Genomic DNA, 24,455 nt, shown 5'->3' on the forward strand with positions numbered 1-24,455 from the left:
CAACATTATAAAACTTTTGTACCATCAGCAGTGTCTGCAATATAAAATGAAGGTAAATAGCCAATTTCTTCTTGATAAATATCAGCGACATTTTTTTCAAAAGCTTCAACTTTATTTTTGGCAACTAAAGCTATTGCACAGCCACCAAAACCGGCACCAGTCATTCTTGCACCTAAAACTCCAGGCTGTTTCCAGGCAGTATGAACCAATGTATCAAGTTCTTTACCCGTCACTTCATAGTCATACTCTAAAGAGACGTGTGAAGCATTCATTAAGTGACCAAATTCATTTAAATCACCCTTTTGCAGTGCTTTTTCAGCGTTTAATGTGCGTTCATTTTCCCAGACTGCGTGACGGCAGCGTTTCAGCAGGTTTTTTGTTGGCAAAAGATAACTATTCTCATCAAAAGTTAAATTATCCAATTCACCAAGCGACTGAATTGACAGTTTCTCCTGCAAAAAGTGCAGTCCCTTTTCACATTCTGCTCTACGTTCATTATATTTTGAATCTGCTAAGGTCCTCTTCTTGTTCGTATTCATAATAACAATGACATTATCTTTCAAGTCAAGTGGTACCAGCTCAGACTCTACCTTTTCAGTATCAAGCAGAATGGCGTGATCTTTTTTACTCATAGCAACTGCATATTGATCCATAATGCCAGAATTGACGCCAATAAAGTCATTTTCGGTTTTGACTCCCAGCTTGACGATTTCTAACTTAGAAAAAGTTAGTTTAAACTGATCCTGCAATAAAATGCCAATTAACATTTCTAAGGCTGCAGACGAAGATAATCCGGCACCATCAGGAATATTGCCATTAATATAAATATTAAGACCATGATCAATCTTTGCCCCATCTTCGAGCATAAAATGAAGCATCCCTTTTGCGTAGTTTGCCCATGAATCTTCCTTTGCAAACTGCAGCTGGCGCATATCAGTTTCTACTACGCCCATATCGGCAAAATTAGCAGAATAAAAGCAAAATCTTTCATCAGTCCGCGGACTGGCTGCACCATAAATTCCTAAAGATATTGCACAAGGGAACACATGACCTCCATTATAATCTGTGTGCTCACCAATTAAGTTAATTCTACCAGGCGAAAAATAACAGCTGATTGGTTCTTGGTGATAAATTTTACTAAATTCTTGCTTGAGTTCTTTAATTTTCATTTGTATCCATTTCCTTTTAAAAGCGCTATCAACATACTGACAATTAAATTATACTTCATTATAATTTACCAGCAAGGCTTGAAAAGGAATTCTCAATATTAAAAAAGAGTTTCGTTTGGTCGAAACTCTTTTCAAGGCTATTACCAAATATGTAATAATCTATCCGGATGTAATTTACATAAATTAAACTGGTGCACATGCTGCGGCCGGCTTTGGGGAAATTGCTCCAAAAAATCAGCCGGATTAGCTAGTCCCGTAGAATATGACCAAACACTTTTAACCTTTTTAATAGGATCAAGCATTTCATTTCTAACCGGATAAGCAGAAATCAAAAAATGTTTGTGATGAAATTTAAATACAAAAAACGGTAAGCGAAACTGATTGACAACTTCATCCTTGGTTTTCCCAATCGTAACTACATTACGATATGTACCATACTTTTCTGTAAATAAATCATTAAAAGAAAAATAAAAATTGGAAATATGCACATGAGGAAAGTTCTCTTCTGTAACTTTATCAGGAATTGCGATGACGTGAGCAAAATGATCCAAATTACTTTCCTTTTGCGATAATGCTTTACCTAACTGATTAGGGCTTATCACATGCGCCCACTCAGGCACATCAAAGTTATCTTGATATGATAAAAACATTTCCCTAATCACATTAGGCTTAACCCAATCATACTGTCTGCGAATTTCATTACGATTCAATAAATTTCGCAAAGTTTTATGATACATTAAATCAACGACAAATAACTCATAATGATAACGCTCGACCCAGGGTTGATAATGTTCGATGTTTTCCGTAAAAATATGCGTACTATCTACAATAACTGTTTCGCCACGTTTCATTTTTTCTTCTACGAGGTAATCCACCACTTTTTCCGTTTGCTCGTTTGCATAACGGGGAATAACTTGATGTAAGCAATCTGTTTCTTCTTCATAATAATAGGTTAGATTCGCCAATAACAATCTGATCTGATCACGACTAATTGCATATGGCTGTAAGTGATGACGAGAAATAAATGAAGATTTACCAGAGCCGGGTGCGCCTCGTAATAAAAATATTTTACGCATGCCTCTACTCCAAACTAAAAATGTAAAATTTAAATGATATCGTATTAAATTTTAACATATAATTGCAGAAATCCTTACTATTGAACTAAAAGCTGCGTAAAATCTTTTTATCAATAATTTTTAAATGTTGATCAAAAGTATAAATTATGGGCTCTGCATTTGGCACCTCAAGCTTGATAATATCGTGATCATTGATATTCTCCAATTTTTTAATTAGTGCGCGCAAACTTGAACCATGAGCCACGACTAATTGATCCTCACCCATTTTTAACCTGGTGGCTACATTATCTTGATAATAAGGTAACACTCTCTTTTGTGTTTGATAAAGACTTTCAGCTCTTGGCAAGAGGTGAATGTCACAACTGGCATAGCGTCTTGAAATCACTTTTTCACCCAAAGGAGGAACAGCGTAAAAGCCACGTCGCCATTCTAACACTTGCTGTTTACCAAATATTCTGCGTGACTCATCTTTATTTATTCCACGCAATTTGCCATAATGTCTTTCGTTTAAACGCCAAGTCTTAGTAACAGGTAAATATAAAAAATGACAAATATCAGCTACTATATTAGCTGTCACAATTGCCCGAGTTAAAACAGAAGTATGGATATGAGTAGGCTTAAAATCGGTAATTTCTCTAATCAAATTGCCGGCGGATTCTGCTTGTTTTCGTCCTTTAACAGTTAAACCAACATCGTTCCAGCCTGTATATACATTAGACTTATTGGCTGTACTTTCACCATGTCTTAACAATACCAACTTAACCATTTTACTTTACCCAGTGCATTATGATTAAAATCAAACCGCTAATAGTAAAAATGATGCCTAATATCATAAAAGGAGTTACTCCTCGATTATGATTGCGGTACCGTCTGTTATAAGCATAGGCAATATCATATAAGCCGACTATCAAAACGATAACAGCAGTAAAAATACTGATTTTCAAAATTATCTTTCTCCTACTTACTCTCGATCAGTTACAATCATTTTATCATTTTTTCCGCGTTCACATTCAACTTGAAAATTAATATGGTTAATACCTAATTTTTGCAATTTTGCACTAATTTTTTGAGTCAGTAATTCAAACTTTCTAGCAGTCAAATCAGGATCAACATTAACGTGCGCATCAAGCATGATATAACGATCGCTATAACGCCACAGATGTACATGATGAATGTTTTTTATTTCTGGAAACGATAAAACAATTCTATTAACTTCTTCCAGGTCAATATCGGGATTGGATTCCATTAAGACATTTGCTGCTTTGGCTGTTATTTCACAAGCTTCATGAAACACAAAAACTGAAACCAGTAAGGTCATTAACGGATCAATCCAGCTAATATGCCAGTAGTAAATAAAAATGGCACCTATTACCACTGCTACGCTTGAAAGAGCATCACTCAGCATATGCATAAATGTAGAGCGCACATTTAAATTCTGCTCGCTACCTTGATTCATCACGAGCATTGAAATTACATTTGACACGAGTCCAATAATGGCAACGATAAGCATAACGCCACCACTAATTTTGGTAGGTGTCCAAAATCTTTCAATCGCTTCAATAAATAGGACGATACTGATTAATATTAAGATAATACCATTGGTAAAAGCAGCCAAAGTTTCAGCCCGCTCATAACCAAAAGTTTTGTTCCTATTATTGCGCCTATTGCTGATAATGTGAGCTACAAACGAAATAATTATTGCACCAACATCGCTGAGATTATGAACTGCGTCTGATAATAAGGATAAAGACCCCGAAACAAATCCACCAATAAATTCAGCGGCCGTAATAACAACATTCAACCCAGTTACATACGCAAATTTTTTTGTAGTGTGATCCTTCATAAATTTCCTTTCAATGCCTAAGGGCGAAAAAAGTCCTACTTTTAAGCAGGACTTTACATATCTTCAGCATTTATATTATAATCTATAATTTCAAAATTGCCATCTTCACGAAGTATTCCCCGAGTTACACTACCATTATTGGGAAAATTAATATCATGAAGACCGTCACTCTGGTTCCAATACTTAATTGCCAGAGTTTTTAAAAAATCACCATGGGAGACTAACAAAACTCTCTTCTCATTTTTAGTTAGTTCATGAAGAACATTGATAGCTCGCACCATTCGTTCGTCCAGCTCTTTTTTATTTTCAGCTAAATGACGTGGATCGGCCTTTTTGGTTGCTTCGCGAAACTCATAAATACCAACTTGATTGATAATTTTAGTTACATCTGTCTGTGGTCCAACACCTGCTGCTAGTGCAACCTGTCTCCATGTGTCCTCAATATCATCACCTTCAAAGGAGCCAAAAAATACTTCTCGAAATTCAGGTAATTTTTTAATTTTACCGATTTCTGAAACTTGATTGGCATCTTTCATCAAGTGAACTGTATCAATTGCACGTTTTAAATCAGAAGAATACATATTGTCAAAACGAACTTGACTTAAAGCTCGCGCAGTAATCTTCAGATCATTAATTCCTTTAACCGTTAAGGGAGAATCACACCATCCTTGAACCTTGTTTAACTGATTAAACATTGTTTCGCCGTGGCGGACAAAATAAATTTCTGTTGCCAATTTGCATTCTCCTTCCTTTATAACGTGTTTTAAACTATAACATATATGCTTTGTAAAAGAAATACCCAGCTTGAATAAAAGCTAAAGTTGCAATAAAGATGCGGATATATTTGGCCGGAACCTTGCGCAAAATGTCCATCCCCAAATAACCACCAATGAACATGCCGATAGCAAGAGGAATGGCCTGCAGCCAATATATTCGCGAGGTAAAAATAAAAACAATTAGTGCTACCAGATTAGCCAGGCCGCAGATGACATTTTTGATTGCATTAACGACAATAAACTTTTCATCAGTAATATATGTTAATAAAACTAGCACAATTACTCCACCAGCTGCTCCAAAATACCCAGTGTAGATGCCCATCCCTAATAATGCAACAATATAAAAAATCTCCTGCCAAAGTGGTCTTTTATGCGGTTCTAAACTATGATGCTTACCTGAAACAATTACCATAACACCAGAGCCAGCAATAAAAATTGGTACCACTTTTTCAAAAACACTAGATGGAAAAGCTAACAATAAACGACAGCCAATTAAAGAACCTACAACCGTAAATATCGAGTAAAAGGCAACTTGGTGCCAATGTCCTTTAAGTTCCTTTGTCGAAGAAATAGTAGAACCAATACTAGTCCAAATCAAGGCAGCATCATTTGTGACGTTGGCGTAAACTGGTGGAATACCAACTGCTAGTAATACCGGATATGAAGCAAGAGAAGCCATTGAAGCTACTGACGACAACAACCCACTGGCCACGCCTCCAATTAAGATAAAAATCACTGAAAAAATAGCTGCCATTCAAATTAGCTCCCTTTTAAAAGTTAATTTCTATTATAATGCTCTTGCAAAATAATTTAAGCAGGTATTTTAATTCTGACCAATTATCTATTTAATAATGAAGTTTGATTTAACAAATTAGTCTCTAACTAATAATTACTGAAACATTATAGTTTTTGCACGCAAAAAGAATTAACTTTAGTCGATAATAAAGCCAATTCTTCTCTAAAATAAATATTTTGTTTTAAATTCATCTCTCAGTTTCTTAAGTTACTTTAATATCCTTTCTTACTCAACAGATACGAGTAACAAGTTGGAATCAAAATAACTATAATAGTGACGGATATAACCGTCCAATACATTTCCCAATAAGAAGTTAGAAGCAGAATAATGCCGCTGATAAAAAAGATCCATCCGGCAAATCTGTGTGTTTTACGCCAATTTTCCGTATTATTCAAAGTCCATGGTAATTTAATGCCAACGACATGATTGGGACTTACTTTAGGCAGATAATTACCAAAAATAATAAAGAACAGTCCCAAAAAAGCACTAAGCATAAAGGAGCCTTTTACTTTATGACCCAGTGCATAGGCATAAAGTGACAGATTTACGATATTAGTAATAACAGGAACAAGCCAAAGGGTAATATTAACTATCTTAAAATCAAGATTTTTGGTTTCTTTTTGATTGTGTAATATAAAAAAAACCATTACTTGAAGCATAATTCCCAAAAAAGGCAGACCAATAATAACCCATAATTTATTGCTAAAAGCATTTGGCATATCAGTCATCCCAAAGTGTGTGGCCATTTTTTGCGGCAAACGATTATATAAAAATGCTCCGGTCAAAATTGGAAATAAGATTAGCAGAAGCGAGATTAATTCTGTTAGACGAATACTATTCTTTTTCATCATGATCTCCTTTCAGATCAACCAACCAACCCATAATTTCTTCTATAATAGAAGTATTTAGCGAATAATAAATAAAGTTTTTTTCGTGTTCCTCTTCAATTAAATCAGCCTTTTTCAGCATATTAAGGTGGTAGGAAATAGTAGCTTTAGTCATATTAAAATGATTAGCAATATCTCCTGCCGACATTGGTCCATTTTTTAAAAGCTGCAATATTTTGCGGCGCACTGGATCTGACAAGGCCTTAAAACTAGACTCAAAGCTCACATTAGTTTCCTTTCTATTTAGACAAATATCTAATTAGATATTTGTCTAAATAGTATCACAATTTTTACAAAAAACAATAATTTTTAACATGTTAATCAAAAATCCTTGAACTATAGTAAAAATAATAAAACTATTCAGGTGGCTGTGTGAGAACTCAGAAAAATTATGAGTAAAAACTTGTTCATAAATATTTGTCTTTAATTTAGCTTAGCTAATCGTTATAATGCAGAGGGTTAGTTAATGAAAGGAAAAGTACACTTGGCAAAATATGAAACTTTAATTTTTATTCTTGAAGGAAGCTTATTAAACGAAAAAGTTGCAGAACTAAATGCACTTAGTCAGACTTTGAAGTTGGCAGGCAGAGAATTTGGTCCAGCTCAGCGCATACAATATAACTCAGTACAGGAAAAGATTAAATTACTAGGATTTGATGAACGCATTAAATTAACTTTGCAGGAATTCTTTAAAAATGACTGGATTTCGGCGAAAGGCACTTTTTATAACCAGTTGCAAAAACAAGATCAGTTAAATAAAGATGTCTTGCCTTTTTTAGATGAAGTGAAAAATAAAGTTAACCTGATTTTGCTGACAAAAGAAAAAAAGGACGTGGCTTCATCCCGCATGCAAAATACAGAACTAATAAATTATTTTTCCGCGGTTTATTTTAAAGATGACTTGACTAGTAAATTACCAGATAAAAAGGTTTTGACAACAATATTGCACCAGCAAAATCTGTCGCCAGCTACTTGTCTTGTGATTGGGACAAACTTAGTCGATGAAATTCAGGGTGCCGCAAATGCTAACCTAGATTCCCTTTGGCTCGCGCCCAAGAAAGTAAAAATGCCAATTAGCCCTCACCCAACCTTACATTTAAATAAATTAAGTGATTTATTATTTTACCTGGAATTAAGCTAGTTTATAATAAAGTAAAAGGATTGTGAGGTAAAACAAATGAATAAAGTAGCTGTAGTTTTTGCCGATGGTTGTGAAGAAGTAGAAGGCTTAAGCATTATCGATGTGTTGCGCCGTTTAGGTGTACAAGCGGATATGGTTGGGCTTACTAGTACAACTGTCAATGGTGCGCACAATATCAAACTTACCTGTGATAAAACTGTTGCTGATAGTCTATTGGATTATGACATAGTAGCTCTTCCAGGTGGAACAACCGGAGCAGAAAATTTACGTGATAATGAAAAACTGGCAGATCTAATGATAAAACGGCATAACGCTGGCAAGTGGGATGCCGCAATGTGTGCTGCCCCTATTGCTCTCGCCCGTTATGGCGTTATAGCTGAAGCTGATTATACATGTTATCCCGGGTTTGAAAAACAAACAGAAAAAGATGCACCAAGCGGTCACTTCAAGGAAGATATTACTGTAACTGATGACGAACATAAAGTCATTACTAGTCGCGGTCCGGCAACTGCTTGGGCATTTGCATATGCAATTGCGGAAGCTCTGGGAATTGACACTAAGGACCTAAAGGCGGGCATGTTATACAATTATCTAGCCAACAATATTCAAGATAGTTTGTAAATTTTTCTTTGACACGAAAAGGTGAAGTTTTAAACTTCACTTTTTTTATTACGATAGATTTTTAACTTATTCATAACTTTAGATAACATTAAAAGTAAAATAATTCCTGAACCACCTATCAAAAATGAGTTGCGGTAGCTTGTCCCGCAAAATTTGAGTTAAAAAATTGACTATAACAATTAAATAAGTAAATTTAACATTAGTCTTAGTCATTTTATTCTTTCGAATATTTATTAAGTGACTGTAATTAACATTAAGATAACAATTTTTTGTAGCAGGAAATTGGCATTAATTTATTTTTTTACTGCTAAACACCTATGAACTAGTACTTCTTATTTACAAAAATATTTTTTTAAGAGGTATTTTAAAAATATGATAAAATTAAATTACCCTTAAAAGGGGAAAACAAATAACGGGAGGTATTAAGCATGTGTACAACTATTGCAATTAAATCTGATAGTGGTGACGTATTTTGGGGACGGACTATGGACTTTACATTTGATCCCTTTAAACCTAGTGCGGATAGCAAAATGACTACTTTTCCTGCAAACTATGAATTAAAGGGTTTGCACCAAAGCTGGACGACCAAATATCCGTTTATGGGTATCAACGTCAATGATTCACTTTTTTTTAATGATGGTATAAATAGTGCAGGTATAGTTGGTGATGCACAATTCTTAGAAGAGGCTTCTTGGGATACAGTAGAAAGTCTTAAAAAGCGAGGATTAAAACCTATAATTGGCGAAGAAGTTGTTGCATATGTTTTAAGTAATTTTGGCAGTATCGCTGAAATAAAAGAAGCTTTTAAGCATTTTGGCCAAGAAAAAACCAATTATCCTGATTGGGAAAATGCAGACACTGGCATTCCTACTCCAATTCCAATGCATTACACTTTCTGTGATCCAAGTGGTAAAAGCGTTATTTTGGAGCCGGTTAATAATGGGGCCTTTAAAATATATGATGGTATTGGCGTTATGACCAACAGTCCAGAATATCCTTGGCACCTTGACAATTTGCGTAATTACTTACATTTAACCAATCACAATTTGGGTCATCACCAAATAAGCGATCAGCTAGACATTAAACAAATTGAAAGTGGTTCTGGATTATTAGGATTACCTGGTGACTATACTGCTCCATCACGTTTTGTTCGTGGAACATTTATTTCTAAATTTTTAGCACCATTCCATTCAGATCAAGGAATTCCTCAACTATATAATGTATTCAAATCGGTCATGATTCCACGGGGATTAGAGCATCTTCACGAAGGTGAAGACAAATGTGATTATTCAGGTTACTGGGCAGGATATGATGTTTCAAGCAGAAGTTTGTATATTCAACCAGAGGATTGCCCAACAATGACAAAATTTGTTCTAGACCCTGGCACAACTACTAAAATTACCCAACCTATTCAACATGACTTTAAAGTTTTAGAAACCAAAAAACAAAAAGCTTTAGCTTAAAGTTAAACTTGAAAGATAGAAACAAAAACCGCATTAATATAGTAATTGAGGCGGTTTTCTTATTTTTCAAGTTTCGGACAGTTCAGTTTTTCTTTCTTACTTAAGTCATTTACTTTTCTCATATTGCCAATCTTTTTTCTCGAGAAGAACTGAAAAGAAATATTTTTCCTAAAAATTTAGCTAAAATTGGTTTAGGTTGTAAACATAGTTATTACTAATATCAAAGCATTTCGGCATAGACACATTTCCGGTTAAATATATAAATTCAAAAACCAATGCTCAATTTCTTAAGTAGGTAATTAAAAATATTCTTTATTAAAACAAAGTCCTTTTATTCATGAATATATATTAGGTATAAAAAGTAAAATAAACTATTTACCAACTAATAGTGACGGATATTGTGTAAACGATAAATCACCTTTATAAGCAAACCAGTCTTTTATTTCCTTTATTGATTTATTGGCAATTTTTTTGTTTTGACCGTGTAGCTTTTTAGCCTCATTTTTAGTTTGAATTAGTGATGGCTTTTTGCCTTCAAACTGTGAATCCATGACTTTTAACTCGGCTTTGATCAGTGGCTGTAAAGCTTTTCTCTTAGCATTTATGTTATAAAGATCGCCATTAAAGAAGGTAACCCAGCCTTGGTTTTTGCCACTTTGATCAACTATGTGAGCGACCAATTCAACCCTACCGGTACCAAATTCAGTAATCTTAAATTTTATATTTTTATCTGCCATTTTCTTAACCCAGCTTTTGCCAAACGGCTTAGAAGTATGACTAACGAAATCATTAACTTCGTGATAAACAGTAGCATTCCTAGCTAATTTAAATACGTAACCTTCTTTAGAAAACCGTTTAGCAGGCGTAACGGTCATACCCGGGTCGGTTGCAGGACTAACTGCTGCTGGCTTAGCAGTATCAGTACTTTCTGCTTTGGTCACGGTTAAAGTGGTTAATGTTGTAAAAGAAAAAAGGATGGCTGCAGAACATAAAATTGTTCTAAAATACTTGTGTTTCATTTTTTAACCTCAAAAATAAACTATAATAATAATTTGTAACAAAATTGTAACTTTATTACAATTATATGTCAACAATAATTGATTTTTAAATAAAAAAAGCTTATCAGTGCTTGCTAAAAGCAAACATCATAAGCCTTTTTCTAAACAAATCTTAGTTTTTATTTTTATTTGTTTTAATCTTGAAAGGATCAAAATAACGTTAAAAGTAAATTGAAAAAAACTATTATCAATTTTTCACGAAGATCTGAATTCATTTATATAAAGCATTAACTTTTCTATTAATAAAAATTAATAAGTGTAGATAATATAAAAATGGGAATAGATTTTCTGTTAAAGTTTTATCACTCTTGCTTCTTAAATGTCTTTACCATTACTTTCAATTACTTTTTTGTACCAATAAAATGAATCTTTCCGATATCTATTATAAGTACCGTTACCTTCATCGTCAGCATCAACATATACATAACCATAGCGTTTTGTCATTTGGGCATCGCCACTACTTACAATATCAATACATCCCCATGAAGTGTATCCTATAACATTACAGCCATCCATTATTGCTTCTTTTATAGCTTTTAAATGATCACTAATGTAATTAATTCTGTATTGGTCGTGAACTTGATGGTCTTTTGTTAATTCATCATGAGCTCCTAACCCATTTTCAACGATAAAAATAGGAATGTGATTATATCTTTCACTCATGTCATTCAAACTAATTCGTAATCCAGTAGGATCAATAGTCCAACCCCAATCAGATGCCTTTGTATAAGGATTTTCAAGTTTTCTTACAAATGTTCCAATTTTTTCTTTTTTATCCTCATCTGTACTTACTACTCCTGTATGATAGTAGCTAATAGCAGCAAAATCTACAGTACCTGATTTTAGAATTTCTTTGTAATTAGGGAACCAATCAATATGAATATTATTTTTCTTGTAATAATTTAAAATAAACTGTGGATAAAATCCTTTAACCTGAACATCGGTCGGGAACCAATTGAATTGATTCTGCTGTTGCGAAGCCAAGACATCAGCTGGTTTGCAAGTATATGGATATGTTTGTAAACGTGCAATCATATTGCCAATCTTATCATTGGACGCATGCTTTTTGAAATATTTAACAGTTAAAGCACTAGCTATAAGTTGATGATGTAAAGCTTGGTGCATACATTCTTCAGGTGATTTTTTCGATCTTTCTACAAACATTCCTCCACCTAAGAATGCTGAATTCAAAACCATATTAATTTCATTAAAAGTAAGCCAATATTTTACTTCATCTTTATATTCATCAATCAAAAATTTAGTATAATGTGTGAAATACTCCACTGTTTTTGGACTTTCCCAACCATTGATTGTTTCTGTTAAGTAGGCAGGTATATCGTAATGTATCATTGTAACTAATGGTTCAATATTATATTTATGACATTCCTTGAATACATTATGATAAAAAGAAACTCCATCTTGACAAGGTTTTTCCTCTATTCCCTTTGGAAAAAGTCGGCTCCAAGAAATACTCATGCGAAAAACCTTAAAACCCATTTCTCCCATTAGTGCAATGTCCTCTTTATAGTGATGATAAAAATCAGAGCCTCTTCTAAATGGAAAATTATAATCACTTGGATGTTTTCGATATTTTTCAAATTGCTCTTCAGTTACATCATATAAAAAATTTTTATCATTATCAGCTTTTTTAATTCTTCGTATGTAATCTGTTTGAGACGGGCCACGACCTCCCGCAGCAAAACCACCTTCATACTGTGAAGCTGATGTTGCTCCACCCCATAAGAAGTTCTTTGGAAATTCAGTCATTTTATATCCTCTCCTTAATTGCAAAAATTATTTTTTCACCCATTTTTACATTTTTATTTTCATTTATTTTTATTTCTGAATATTTATCTGTATTTGTAATTACTACTGGAATCTCCATAACATGTCCAGCATCTTTTATTTTTTTCTGGCTAAATCTCATTAAAGGCTGACCTGCTTTAATATCTTCTCCCTTAGAAACTAAATAAGAAAATCCTGCTCCTTTCATATCCACTGTATCCAAACCAACATGAATTAATAACTCCACACCAGTATTAGACATTAATCCGATCGCGTGTTTTGTTTCCATTTCTGCGTAGACTTTTCCAGGAAATGGAGAATAAATAGTATCCTCATTTTTTTCTGGCAATAATATAATTCCTTTTCCTAACTTTTCACTAGCAAAAATTTCGTCACTACAATTATTTACCGACTTACTTTCTCCATTTAGTGGAGAAAGTACATAATCTTCTTCAGGTAAATCTATTTGACTCTTAGAAGAAATAAATGCATTGTTTTTCTGAGTATTTTTCTCATTAACACCCAACATTAAAGAAATTATAAATGCAATTATAAAAGCAGCAATTATTCCTACAATGCCCAAATAAAAGTTACCCAATGAATGGTTTTTAGGATTTATTAATAAAGACATCGCAAAAAGATTAGGGGCTGCAAAACCATACATTGATATATGTAATGTTTCAAGAAAAGCTCCTACGATGGCCCCGGAAATCATGGCAGAATATAAAGGTTTTTTGTATTTTAATGCAACACCATATAAAGCAGGTTCTGTGATACCGAACATTGCAGAAATAAAAGAACCTAATGTTTCTGACTTCTTTTTCTTGTCTTTTAATCTAAAAAATGTCCCGAGGACTGCGCCCGCCATAGCCATATTTGAAAAAATTTGTAATACTAGAAAGCCACTTTCCTTCCCTGTAGCTTTTATTTCAGCTAAAATAATTGGATTAGAAGCTATATGCATACCTGTCATAATTATTAAAGGAGCAAGTCCACAAAGTATTGCACCATATAATGCAGGAACACTTTGTTTTAAAACTCCTGTAATCATAGCAAAGAGACTACCAGCGTATGCGCCGATTGGTCCAAAAACAATTAAGGCTAACGGTATCATAATGAAAAATGTCAACAACGGTACAAATAACACCGACACCATATTTGGTATGTGGTTTTGTAGAAACCGGTATACATATTTTAGTACCCAGACAGTTAAAATTGCTGGAATCAAAGAACTTCCATAACTTTGTTTAGGTATTGGAATAGTATCAACCAACAGTAATTTTCCAACACCACTAGCAATTGTCGGATCTAATAACGCTGCTACTACAGTAATGGACAAAACAATGTCTGTTTTAAAATATTTAGCAGCAGAATATGCAACTAAAATTGGCATAAAATAAAAAGCAGCATTTCCTATAATGTTTAAAACGGTAGCTGTATCACTTTTAGGATTAACTAGGTTTGTTATTGTTAAAATAGAAATTAAACCCTTAGTTAAGCCGCCACCAATTACAGCAGGCAATATTGGTGAAAATATTCCTGAAATCATTCCTAAAAATCTATCCCATAGTGATTTTTTTGGCTTAGCTGTTTTTACCGAATTAATTTGCTGCTCTTCATTTTTTGAAATTAATTTTTGTAACTCTTCCCAAACGGGAGAGACATTTTTCCCTAAAACTATCTGTAGTTGATCACCTTGATACCTAACTTCAATAACACCCTTAAGCTCCTTTAAACTCTTTAAATCAACTTTTGCTTTGTCATTAATATCCAATCTAATTCTTGTCATACAATGATAAGCACTCGCTATATTTACTGCCGAACCAACTCGGTCAAGTATATTTAGCGCAATTTCCTTTTCATTCATATTTTTTCCTCACAATAATACCTTTTAAAAGCTTGATAATAGCTTCACAAAAAATCTATCCGTTTACACTATACAGTAAACGCTTTATCATTTCAATGTTATTTTTTGATATGTCTTTACAAAAGCTTTTAAACCACACTACATTTATCAATAAAAGTTAAGAGAATAACAATATCTCAAATTTTAAGATGTGAAAATTATATTAAAGTGTGCAAGTTGAGGATACTTGTTTAGTTTTATTATTAATTAATAACACAAAAAGGCAATAACAATAATTATATTACTAAAATAAAAAGATATAAATTATAATTTGATGAAATTGTAACTACAAATAGTAAAGTGCCAAGTTATTGTTCATATTTATATATTGTTCCCATTTTATTCACGACCACTATGAATTCTTTATAGTAGTTTGCAATTGTATAACTTATTCATATTAACTCTTTACGGTTTTAGAATCGTTTTTTATCATATTCATATCTTTGAACTAATGCGAATTATCATTCTGACATGAGCAAACTTTTTTACTTTAACCTTTGGATAAAATTAATCAAAACTGATAAATATTTTTTATAAAAGTAAGACATTATTGTAATTCATATTATATTTGAGATTAACATATGCATATTTAATTTTAAGAAATTAATATCATGAAACTTTATTCATAGGTCAATATTTTTTAATTATAGGTATAATAAATCTTTAGCAACTATTCTTTTCTGGTTCCATTTGAATGTTGTTAGTCAAATGTTTATTAACTTCCAGAACAAAAACAGGAATTAAACTACCAATCAAAACGACCAGCCAGCCCTGAACGGGTAGCAAGGCAAAGTGCAAAAATTGTCGCAAACGAGGTAAGAGTGTCAGTGATAAAACTAGTATCATGCTTAGTAATAGTCCCCAATTAAGCATTTTATTGGATTTAAATGTTTGCACAGTGATTGGTTGAGTATCCTTAATAGCGTAGATATCAATCATAGACCCCAGTGCTAATACTAAAAAGACCATGGTCATCCCGACTTGTGGGTTATTAGCTGAAAGAATAAATCTGCCATAAGCATACGTGCTCAAAGTTAAAATCGTGAAAGCAATCGCACGAATAATCATTCTTTGCATTAATCCACGGCCAAGAATGCTTTCATCATTACCTATTGGATTTTGGTCCATTATGTTTGGTTCACCAGGCTCTTTACTGATGAAGAATCCAGGTATTCCATCTGCAAGTACATTAATAATTAACAATTGTTCTGCTAAAAGTGGTGCACCCCAACCTATAATTGTACTAATAACCATTAAGAAAATTTGGGCGAAATTGACACCAATTAAGAATTCAACTGCCTTAATAATATTTTGATAAACCGTTCTGCCCTCAGTCACAGCTTTAATAATTGTAGCAAAATTATCGTCAGTCAAAATCATGTCAGCAGCTTCTTTTGCCACTTCTGTACCTGTCATGCCCATCGCAATTCCAACATCCGCTGCTTTAAGAGCCGGTGCATCGTTCACGCCATCGCCTGTCATTGCAACTGTTTTATCAAGATCTTGCCAAGCTTGAACTATTCTGATTTTGTCACTGGGAGAAACACGAGCAAAAACTCTTATATCTTGAATACAGTCTTTCAATTCAGAATCTGTCATTTTTTGTAATTCTGACCCTGTAATTGCTTTTTGATCAGAATCTAAAATACCTATTTCTTCAGCTATTGCTTTGGCGGTTACAAGATGATCTCCAGTAATCATTACAGTCTTGATGCCGGCTTGTTTTGCTTTAGTAACAGCTCTGGATACTTCAGGTCGAGGCGGATCAATTAATCCGATCATACCAGCAAGTTTTAAATTGGAATTATTTTTAGCCCAATCAGTTGGATCCGCATTAGAAGCTATTACCTTATACCCAACTGCTAATACTCTTAACGCATTTTTAGCAAAATCATCATGAGCTTTTTGACCAGATTTAACTGGTTCTTTTTTATCTAAGTGCAGCCTGTCCCAGGCACCTTTAACGATTACTAATTGACGTCCATCAGTTAATCGATGAACCGTCGTCATCATTTTTTTATTAGAATCAAACGGATCTTCTGCTATACGAGGTGCTTCATTTTCCAGCTCTTGGCGTGAGCTGCCCTGTTGGTGTAACCAGTTTACAATCGCAACTTCGGTAGCATCGCCAACAACTTCTTCCAAGCCATCTTTTTCCATAATTTTGGCATTGTTAGCTAACCCAAGCAGTTTCAATAAATTTTGTCCTGCTTTAGGTAAATCAGCCGCTTTCTTAATACCCGTTTCAGGTGTCCAATATTTAGTAATGGTCATTTTATTTTGAGTTAAAGTGCCGGTTTTGTCAGTAGCAATAACATCCACGTTACCGATAGTTTCCACAGCACCAATGTGTCTAATAATTGCATTGCGCTCAGCCATTTTTTTGACACCACGAGATAAACTGATTGTCACAATAATTGGCAAGGTTTCGGGAACAGCCGCAACTGCTAAAGAAAGACCAATCATTAAGCTGTCTGCTAAAGTCTTATTCTGCATACCCATGCTTAAAACAAAAATTATCAGACCACCTAGACCAGCAAAAGCTGTCATCCATTTTGATAAATGATCCAGTTTGCCCTGCAAAGGAGTTGCTCTTTTTTGAGTTTTATTCAAAAGGTTGGCAATTTTGCCAAGCTCTGTTGCCATTCCGATTGCTGAAACTTGAACCAAGGCTCTACCACCAACAACAGCCGTGCCAGAATAAACGCGTTCATCGTCAGATAAATGGCCTTTGAGACGATAACATGTTTTCGAAACAGGTAAACTTTCACCGGTTAAAATCGCTTCATCAACAGTTAAGTTAGTTTCTCTTAATACTACAGCATCCGCTGGTACCTGATCACCGGTGTTTAAATAGATTAAATCACCTGGCACTAATTCGGATGCAGCTACTGTAATATCATGATTATTTCTTCTACCATTAGCCGTTGGCAAACTCATTGCCTTCAAAGCCGCCAGTGATTTTTCGGCTGAAGCTTCCTGATACAAGCCAATTACAACATTAATTATTAAAATCAGGCTAATTACAATTGTCTTGGTCCAGCCACCGTTTTGAAAAACAGCCAAATACGTCGCTAATACTATCGCCAATAAAAGGACTAAGGACGAAATATCTTTTAGATGATGCCATATTTTTTTATATAGTGGAACAGCTTGTTTTTCAAGCAATTCATTAGGGCCAAATTCACTGCGCTTTTTTTCTATCTCAGCATCAGTTAAACCGGACTCGGGGGTTAATTTGAATAGTAGTTCTGATTTTTGGGACATGCTATCTCCTCCATTATTCGATTAAATTTACAATTAAGCTGTTTGAATAGAAAAGCCATATTTATCGTAATTGAGCCATTTATAAAAAGCCAAACTTGATTCATGCATTAAAGACAATAATTAGTTTATTTTAAAAAAGCAGAAAGCCTCTGATATTTATCCGAAGTTTTCTGCTTACATGATTATTAAAAATTAGTTGTTAATTAACAACGTTTTTTAAAAAATTGTCTTTAGTTTAAAAATTTTATTTCTAAACTAAACATCCTCTTCCCCATAAAAGCTTAACATTAGTATACAGGAACTGGCAATTTTTGGCTATTTTTATGCTTATAGTGTTTGCACTATATGTTTTAAATAGCTTCTTTTCTTTTGCAAAGTGTTATTTAAAATTTAGATTTTGCCAAATATCTTTTAAATATGTTTAGAGCACATTTAAATTATAAAAAAGCCAAGAAATCTAGCTTAAATAGCAGGATTTCTTGAATTTTTTGGCTCATAAATTTTAAACCTGTTTTACTCTACTTCTGCTCTTACATCAGCTAAGGCTTCTAAACTATCTGCTACCTCACGCCAATTATTCTGGTAAGGTCCATACGCAGTATGAATCAAACTACCAACTGGTAGTGAGGGACACTCATTTTCTGCATTAGTTCCCCAATTTTGCCAGCCTGATTGCGGCCTCTGAACAATTTGAAAAGCATTTGAGGCATGTTCAGTTTGCCAAACCATGGCCTGACCGGTTTGAGTATTAATTTCAGCACTCTTAGTTGCGGGACCAGCAAAGACTGTCTGATCGTTTACTTCACTAACATTAACAGGGTCAGCACTAAATAACCACGGACGATCATTCAACTCAGCTAATACAAAAGCTTTCTGACGCACATCATGCAAATTAGTCTCTATCTCATCTTGAGATAATGCATTTTCCCAAACAGAGAATAAGCGCCAATACAGGTCCCAATGTGCATTAGCCATATTGCTTGTAAGTTGTTTCCTAAAATCTTCAAAACGATCAGTCCGTTTTTGACCATCATGAACTAACTCTTGTACCTTATTTGCTAGTTGACCAGAATATGGATCTCCTTCTCGATACCATACACCGTCATACGTGGCAAAGCGATCAAATACTAATTGTCCAATTCCACTTTCAAATTCATCACCTACAGTGATTTTGTCGACAATAGATCGTTGATTAACTGTGGTTTGAAAATGATCTACATGGTAAACGCGCGAAAAGAAAGGGACATCGTAATAAAAAGACCAGTCCAAGGCAAAACGCTTTCCATGTAATTCTGGTTTTAAACCGTCTGGTATTCTGCCTGATAAACGATACTCTTTCATAACAGGACCATCTTCAACTGGTTCGATATCTACGATTATATGTTCAGCCGGATTGATCAAACCATTATCGGGAGTGAAGAAGGGGCCATAAAAGCCACCCATGGCATTATTTCCTGATGGCAACAAATCTCGTTTTTCATCCACGGCCATGAAATGTCGTAAGCCCCATTTAGATGAACCTTCACCTTGAGCAGTACCACGACAAAGTTCAAAATCAAACTTACCAGTATTTAAATGCACATAAGCATCATTTTCTTTAGCTGTAGGCATCTCTTTAATACCTTTAACTTTATCCTCCTCAATTTCGTGATCAAAAGATAATTCTTCTTCAGAGCCAGAGAAATTGACAATAGCAACAAAATTATGCTCTGAATCATTATGTAACCTCTGTGCTACACAAGTCTTTCCAGAATTATTTTTAACAACCCAATAATTCCCTGTTATATCATCAGGGACCGAAAATTTAACTGGAACTGGAATTTTAATCTTTTCTTGTGGATTAGTAATCTTAATTTTTACCATTTTCTTACCTCTCAAACCTTAACAAAATTATAGTGCAGTAAAAAATGTGATTAATCCAAAAACAACCCCTGCAGCGTTGCAAGCAGCTAAAGGAATATCACGATCTTTTTTAAACAAGGCATAAATTACCCATAAAAATGTATTAATTGCCGTTGCTAATGGCTGAATAGGACTACCCTTAACACCATGTAAATTGTTAATAATTTGCGGTATATAAGACACATACATTATGATAGCTGTAATAGAAGCAATCCATCCAAGAACTGTCATAGCTTTTTCTAATTTCATAATTTCATCTCCTATTAATCATCTTAGCATCATGTATTCGCTCTCTCCAGTATACATGTACATAGAGGCGACATATTTTTATATTTAATTATTAAAAAAAGCACAATCTGCCCGTTTTGTAAATCTTTGTGTAACTTGTATCATTTCCTATATGAAATATATAGATATAAAAAATAGCCCTGAAAGCTATTTGGCGTTTAGGACTCAATTTGCATATAACAGACAACGGGTATAAATTTTATTTAATAGTAATAATTCCTTCAGTTGAATCTGCCAGAAGAAAATTTTTCTTGGAATTATTTTTGATAAAGTTTTCATAAGGCTTTGAACCTTTGTAATTAATTGCTTTACCATCTGCAGTCAATTGATAACTCAAATTAGATGCTTTTTTAATTAGTTTTAATTTAGTTCTTCCTTGAAAGGATTTAGCATAACTTGATAAAAATCTGTTATTCTTCAATCTTCTTAGAAGAAGATAAATAGCGGACTCAGAAATACAAAAAAATCTATTTTAAATTGGTCAGTTATATTACGGCTATAGAGAATATTTTTCTTGATAAAAGTTAAGACTACTCCATCTAGTAGGCGACTTGGAATTGCCATTACTATAATTATTTCGTCCTATCTCCAATATTATATTTTTTAAAATTTGGAGAGCTTAACCGGAAAGCTTTCAGGTCATTACTAAAAGTTTTTATTTAAATTATGTTAATCAAGCTCATCTATTCCACTTTAATATTTTGATCTCGTTAAAAAGGTTTTTAAGAGTAAATTTTTATTGTATTATTAATAAAATTGAAGTTCATTAAGAAAGAAGATGAGCAATCTATGCTAATAAAACCCAAGCAATTACAAGTAGGTGATAAAGTAGCAATTGTTAGTTTATCAGCTGGTACTCTAGGTGAGAGTTTTGCTTCCCATGAACTAAACAAGGAATCAAGCACATGAAACAACTTGGCTTAAATCCTGTATTTATGCCACATGCTCTTTCAGGTAGCACTTATGTTAAAAGTCATCCAGCCGAACGTGCCGCCGATTTAAAAGCAGCATTTCTAGATCCAGAAATTAAAGGTATTTTTGCCTTTATTGGCGGAGATGACACCTACAGAACTTTGCCCTATTTAATGGCAGATCAAGAATTTAAAAAAACTGTCTGTGATCATCCCAAGTTATTTAGTGGTTTCTCTGATACTACGAATAATCATCTAATGTTTTACAAAATGGGATTGCAAACATTTTATGGTCCAAGCTTTTTAACTGATTTTGCAGAACTGGCTAATGAACTCTTGCCTTATACTAAAAAAACTTTAGTACATTACTTTGAAAATCCACCTGTTACTCTGATTCCTGCAAATCAAAATTGGTATGAAGAAAGAACTGATTTCTCAATTAAGCAAGTTGGTAAGGAAAGAATAAGTCATAAAGACACCGGTTATGAAGTTTTACGTGGCCATGGAAAAGTTCAAGGTAGACTATGGGGTGGCTGCATTGATAGCCTTTATGATGACTTAACAACAAATCGATATCCAGACGAACCATCTGTTATTAACCAGTATCAGCTTATACTCACAACGGAAGAAGCCAAAGATAAAATACTTTTTATAGAAACATGTGAAGAAAAACCAGCTCCTGAACTTTATCGTCAAGAATTAGCTAAATTAGAAGAAGTTGGTATTTTAGGAAATGTTCGCGCAATTTTAGTAGGCAAACCTCAAGATAAAAAGTATTTTGCAGAATATAAACAAATCTTGTTGGAAGAAACTGCTAAGTTCAATACACCAATTTTATATAATGTAAATATTGGCCACGCCTATCCAAGGACCGCTCTACCTTATTGCGCACTCACACAAATTAACTTTGAAAAACCAGAGATAAAAATTATGGAATCCTGGTTTGCCTAGTCTGAAAAATTTTTAAAAAATATTTGCCTTTTTTTAATCATGGTGTATTATATATGTATTACAGTAATACAAGAAAGAAGGAGAATCTATGAGTTTACTTGAAACCCGTGAGGTAACCCGCACCTATGGCAAGGGAGCAACCAAATTTGAAGCCTTACGAGGAATTAATTTACAGATTGACAAAGGTGATTCTGTTGCTATCATTGGCAAAAGTGGTTCAGGCAAGTCTACTTTAATGCACATCTTGGCACTCCTCGACCGCCCTACTACTGGTAGCGTATGGCTAAATAATGAGCCCACAAGTAAAATTAAAAACAAAGCATTAAATAAATTGCGCAATCAAACCTTTGGCTTTGTTTTTCAACAATTTTTCTTAAATGCTCAAGATAGTGTTTTAGAAAACGTGATGCTTCCTTTAAAAATAGGTGGAATCACAGGAAAAGAACGCAGATCAAAGGCATTGGCAGCCATCAAAGCAGTTGGCCTTGAAAGTAAAGTTAAAAATAAAGCAAGTGACTTGTCAGGGGGTCAAAAGCAGCGTGTTTGTATTGCGCGGGCCTTAGTCAATGATCCCCAAATCATTTTTGCAGATGAGCCGACAGGAAACTTGGATTCAGCTACTAGCGAAAATATTGAAAATATTTTATTTAAACTACATCAAGAAAAAAATATTACCTTAATAATTGTTACTCACGATCCTGATTTAGCAAAAAAATGTGCGCGTCAGGTTCAGATTAAAGATGGTCAAATAATGGGAGGAACACAGCAATGAGCTTCCATGATATTCTAAATTCTGCGGCTACAAACTTATGGCACAATAAGGGGAGGACATTCCTAACCATAATAGCTGTTTTCATTGGCTCCTTAACTATTGCCTTTACTATGGGTATTAATAATGGTGTTAATGATTATTTGAAAAAGCAGGTCGGCAATGTAGGTAAAACTGAGCAAATGTCTATTTTGCCTGGGAGTTCCAGTCAAGATACGAATGAACCTCAAAAATATAATACCAAGAAGAGCAGTCAAAACGCTGATGGTATGATGGACAAAAACGACGTTAAAAAAATCAAATCAGTTAAAGGCTTAAAAGATTTTAAAGCGTTAAAGGACTGTGATGTTGACTATGTCCAAGGGCCTAATAAAACTAAATATCTTATAATTGCGCAAATAACCGAAGGGATCAACTACGACTTAAAAGTTGGTCACCAAGTTGCTACTAGCGGAAAAAAATCTCAGATTCTAATCACTAAACCAATGGTTAAATCCTACGGCTTCAAAAATGCTCAAGATGCTCTTGGTAAAAAAGTAACTTTAGTCACAAAATCACCCCTTACTAAGAAAAGAGCAAAAATATCTGCTACGATTGTTGGAATAAGAAATGATAGTATAGTATCAAAAGGTTTTGCTATCTACAGTAATGGCTTAGGACAAAAAATAGTTTCAGCCAACCAAAAAGGACTTCCGCAAGCATTAAAAGATAAGTATACCAGTGTTATGGCTACCCCTATTAACAAGAGTGCTAGCAGTATTAAAAAAATTGAGGATAATCTAACTAAAAAAGGATATTCGGGTATGACTCTTAAGGAAGCAGTCAATGAACTTTTTCTAACATTCAACGCAGTCACTGGGGTTTTAATCGTTTTTGGAGCTATCGCATTGGTAGCTGCCAGCTTTGGAGTAATCAATACTCTATACATGTCAGTGAGAGATCGCACAAAAGAAATTGGTCTTATGAAGGCATTAGGGCTCAGCAAGGGTAAAGTATTTTCCATTTTTAGCTGTGAAGCAATCTTAATTGGTTTGCTTGGCTCTTCATTGGGATTACTACTAGCAATGGGTTTAGGCAATGCCTTAAACAATTTTGCTGCTAAATCATTCTTAAAAGGTCTAGATGGCTTTACTTTACTTCAATTCAACTGGTCAAGCAGTTTACTAATTATTGGCATTATCTGTCTAATTACCTTTTTAGCAGGTACGTTACCAGCCAAACGAGCAGCAAAACTAGATCCAATCACTGCTTTAAGATATGAATAAAAATCAAATAATAAAAACGTCAGACTAGAATCTGACGTTTTTCATTCTTCTTTTATTCAAGCAGCCTAACATTTTCACTTAATCAGCATCTATAATGCTGTTAATTTTAGGTGCTACTAGTTTTTCCATCACTTTCATATCCACTGGCCTATATGCAGTATCTATACACTCGTCCCAATATTCTAAGTGTTTTTGATCAATATAACTATCCGAATCTTCGACTGCATTTCCTCCTTCTCCTTGCATAGAATACCAATAAAAGTATGTGTAACCATCCGAACTTTCCTCTTTAAATACAGTCTCAATATACATTCTTTCTACAGCCATTGTTGCCACAGTATCTTGATGATGTTTATTTAAAAAATCCATCCATTCCTGTTGAAGTTAACCCTCGAGATTGGACAAAAATCCAATGAAGTGCTCCATAATAGTCAGATTAATGTCTAACTATTATGGAGCACTTTTTTCATGACTAAATATTCAACTACTTTGAAAATGGAAATTTGCAGTAAATACTTATCCCACCAAACCTCTTTAGCTAAACTAGAACGCGAATACGGCATTGATCATACCGAGATTAG

Annotated in this window: 22 protein-coding genes and 1 pseudogene; 6 read left to right on the forward strand and 17 right to left on the reverse strand. The window is 34.0% G+C overall.

The window, feature by feature from the left end:
- Nucleotides 1–5: 5 nt before the first annotated feature.
- The 9 genes from F5ESL0261_RS07190 to F5ESL0261_RS07230 all read right to left on the reverse strand — a co-directional run bounded on the left by F5ESL0261_RS07190 (nt 6) and on the right by F5ESL0261_RS07230 (nt 6,773).
- The gene (locus F5ESL0261_RS07190; RefSeq protein WP_122052726.1) at nt 6–1,169 is read right to left on the reverse strand and encodes a galactokinase; all 1,164 of its coding nucleotides are present in this window, start codon (nt 1,167–1,169) and stop codon (nt 6–8) included.
- 140 nt (nt 1,170–1,309) lie between these two features.
- The gene (locus F5ESL0261_RS07195; RefSeq protein WP_046325301.1) at nt 1,310–2,245 is read right to left on the reverse strand and encodes an AAA family ATPase; all 936 of its coding nucleotides are present in this window, start codon (nt 2,243–2,245) and stop codon (nt 1,310–1,312) included.
- Between the two features lie 85 nt (nt 2,246–2,330).
- Complete coding sequence (locus F5ESL0261_RS07200) at nt 2,331–3,011, reverse strand: 2,3-diphosphoglycerate-dependent phosphoglycerate mutase (RefSeq protein WP_122052727.1); 681 nt, start codon at nt 3,009–3,011, stop codon at nt 2,331–2,333.
- 1 nt (nt 3,012) lies between these two features.
- Entirely contained in the window at nt 3,013–3,192 is a 180-nt protein-coding gene (locus F5ESL0261_RS07205; RefSeq protein WP_122037857.1) for a hypothetical protein, read from the reverse strand.
- 14 nt (nt 3,193–3,206) lie between these two features.
- Complete coding sequence (locus F5ESL0261_RS07210) at nt 3,207–4,088, reverse strand: cation diffusion facilitator family transporter (RefSeq protein ID WP_122052728.1); 882 nt, start codon at nt 4,086–4,088, stop codon at nt 3,207–3,209.
- Between the two features lie 53 nt (nt 4,089–4,141).
- Nucleotides 4,142–4,822 (reverse strand): histidine phosphatase family protein, encoded by a 681-nt coding sequence (locus tag F5ESL0261_RS07215; RefSeq protein WP_122052729.1) that lies wholly within the window; start codon nt 4,820–4,822, stop codon nt 4,142–4,144.
- Between the two features lie 34 nt (nt 4,823–4,856).
- Nucleotides 4,857–5,618, reverse strand: a complete 762-nt coding sequence (locus tag F5ESL0261_RS07220; RefSeq protein WP_122052730.1) for a sulfite exporter TauE/SafE family protein — start codon at nt 5,616–5,618, stop codon at nt 4,857–4,859.
- A gap of 254 nt (nt 5,619–5,872) precedes the next feature.
- Nucleotides 5,873–6,508: an SdpI family protein gene (locus F5ESL0261_RS07225; RefSeq protein WP_158595206.1), complete on the reverse strand. Its 636-nt coding sequence runs from the start codon at nt 6,506–6,508 to the stop codon at nt 5,873–5,875.
- Nucleotides 6,495–6,773, reverse strand: a complete 279-nt coding sequence (locus F5ESL0261_RS07230; RefSeq protein ID WP_034980372.1) for an autorepressor SdpR family transcription factor — start codon at nt 6,771–6,773, stop codon at nt 6,495–6,497. Before F5ESL0261_RS07230 ends, F5ESL0261_RS07225 begins: the two co-directional genes overlap by 14 nt.
- A gap of 240 nt (nt 6,774–7,013) precedes the next feature.
- Between F5ESL0261_RS07230 and F5ESL0261_RS07235 the strand changes: the two genes are divergently transcribed.
- The 3 genes from F5ESL0261_RS07235 (at nt 7,014) to F5ESL0261_RS07245 (ending at nt 9,772) form a co-directional block, all read left to right on the forward strand.
- Nucleotides 7,014–7,688: an HAD family hydrolase gene (locus F5ESL0261_RS07235; protein WP_370448910.1), complete on the forward strand. Its 675-nt coding sequence runs from the start codon at nt 7,014–7,016 to the stop codon at nt 7,686–7,688.
- A 36-nt stretch (nt 7,689–7,724) separates the two neighbouring features.
- Nucleotides 7,725–8,309, forward strand: coding sequence for a DJ-1 family glyoxalase III (locus F5ESL0261_RS07240; RefSeq protein ID WP_122052732.1), 585 nt, complete (start codon nt 7,725–7,727; stop codon nt 8,307–8,309).
- Nucleotides 8,310–8,737: 428 nt separating this feature from the next.
- Nucleotides 8,738–9,772 (forward strand): linear amide C-N hydrolase, encoded by a 1,035-nt coding sequence (locus tag F5ESL0261_RS07245; protein WP_122052733.1) that lies wholly within the window; start codon nt 8,738–8,740, stop codon nt 9,770–9,772.
- A 371-nt stretch (nt 9,773–10,143) separates the two neighbouring features.
- Here the strand turns inward: F5ESL0261_RS07245 and F5ESL0261_RS07250 are convergent, their stop codons facing one another.
- The 7 genes from F5ESL0261_RS07250 to F5ESL0261_RS10130 all read right to left on the reverse strand — a co-directional run bounded on the left by F5ESL0261_RS07250 (nt 10,144) and on the right by F5ESL0261_RS10130 (nt 20,315).
- A complete protein-coding gene (locus F5ESL0261_RS07250; RefSeq protein ID WP_122052734.1) occupies nt 10,144–10,791 on the reverse strand; it encodes a hypothetical protein in 648 nt (215 codons plus the stop codon).
- Between the two features lie 354 nt (nt 10,792–11,145).
- Nucleotides 11,146–12,597: a glycoside hydrolase family 1 protein gene (locus F5ESL0261_RS07255; RefSeq protein WP_122052735.1), complete on the reverse strand. Its 1,452-nt coding sequence runs from the start codon at nt 12,595–12,597 to the stop codon at nt 11,146–11,148.
- A gap of 1 nt (nt 12,598) precedes the next feature.
- A complete protein-coding gene (locus F5ESL0261_RS07260) occupies nt 12,599–14,482 on the reverse strand; it encodes a glucose PTS transporter subunit IIA (protein ID WP_122052736.1) in 1,884 nt (627 codons plus the stop codon).
- 702 nt (nt 14,483–15,184) lie between these two features.
- Nucleotides 15,185–17,788 carry a cation-translocating P-type ATPase gene (locus F5ESL0261_RS07265; protein ID WP_122052737.1) on the reverse strand — a complete coding sequence of 868 codons (2,604 nt, stop codon included), beginning with the start codon at nt 17,786–17,788 and terminating at the stop codon, nt 15,185–15,187.
- A gap of 513 nt (nt 17,789–18,301) precedes the next feature.
- Entirely contained in the window at nt 18,302–19,651 is a 1,350-nt protein-coding gene (locus F5ESL0261_RS07270; RefSeq protein ID WP_122052738.1) for a hypothetical protein, read from the reverse strand.
- Nucleotides 19,652–19,678: 27 nt separating this feature from the next.
- On the reverse strand, nt 19,679–19,939 hold the full coding sequence (locus tag F5ESL0261_RS07275) for a SemiSWEET family transporter (RefSeq protein WP_034980382.1): 261 nt from the start codon (nt 19,937–19,939) through the stop codon (nt 19,679–19,681).
- Between the two features lie 238 nt (nt 19,940–20,177).
- Nucleotides 20,178–20,315, reverse strand: a complete 138-nt coding sequence (locus F5ESL0261_RS10130) for a hypothetical protein (protein WP_158595207.1) — start codon at nt 20,313–20,315, stop codon at nt 20,178–20,180.
- A gap of 452 nt (nt 20,316–20,767) precedes the next feature.
- On the opposite strand from F5ESL0261_RS10130, the pseudogene F5ESL0261_RS07285 reads away from it, so the two are divergent.
- The 3 genes and pseudogenes from F5ESL0261_RS07285 to F5ESL0261_RS07295 all read left to right on the forward strand — a co-directional run bounded on the left by F5ESL0261_RS07285 (nt 20,768) and on the right by F5ESL0261_RS07295 (nt 23,874).
- Nucleotides 20,768–21,840: pseudogene (locus tag F5ESL0261_RS07285) on the forward strand (S66 peptidase family protein).
- An 88-nt stretch (nt 21,841–21,928) separates the two neighbouring features.
- Nucleotides 21,929–22,612 carry an ABC transporter ATP-binding protein gene (locus F5ESL0261_RS07290; protein WP_122052740.1) on the forward strand — a complete coding sequence of 228 codons (684 nt, stop codon included), beginning with the start codon at nt 21,929–21,931 and terminating at the stop codon, nt 22,610–22,612.
- Nucleotides 22,609–23,874, forward strand: a complete 1,266-nt coding sequence (locus tag F5ESL0261_RS07295; protein ID WP_122052741.1) for an ABC transporter permease — start codon at nt 22,609–22,611, stop codon at nt 23,872–23,874. The genes F5ESL0261_RS07290 and F5ESL0261_RS07295 overlap by 4 nt, the downstream gene beginning before the upstream one ends.
- Before the next feature lie 78 nt (nt 23,875–23,952).
- Here the strand turns inward: F5ESL0261_RS07295 and F5ESL0261_RS07300 are convergent, their stop codons facing one another.
- Nucleotides 23,953–24,243 (reverse strand): DUF6176 family protein, encoded by a 291-nt coding sequence (locus tag F5ESL0261_RS07300; protein WP_233560910.1) that lies wholly within the window; start codon nt 24,241–24,243, stop codon nt 23,953–23,955.
- Nucleotides 24,244–24,455: the final 212 nt, after the last annotated feature.

This window comes from Lactobacillus sp. ESL0261 (assembly GCF_003693025.1).
Lineage (GTDB): Bacteria > Bacillota > Bacilli > Lactobacillales > Lactobacillaceae > Lactobacillus > Lactobacillus kullabergensis.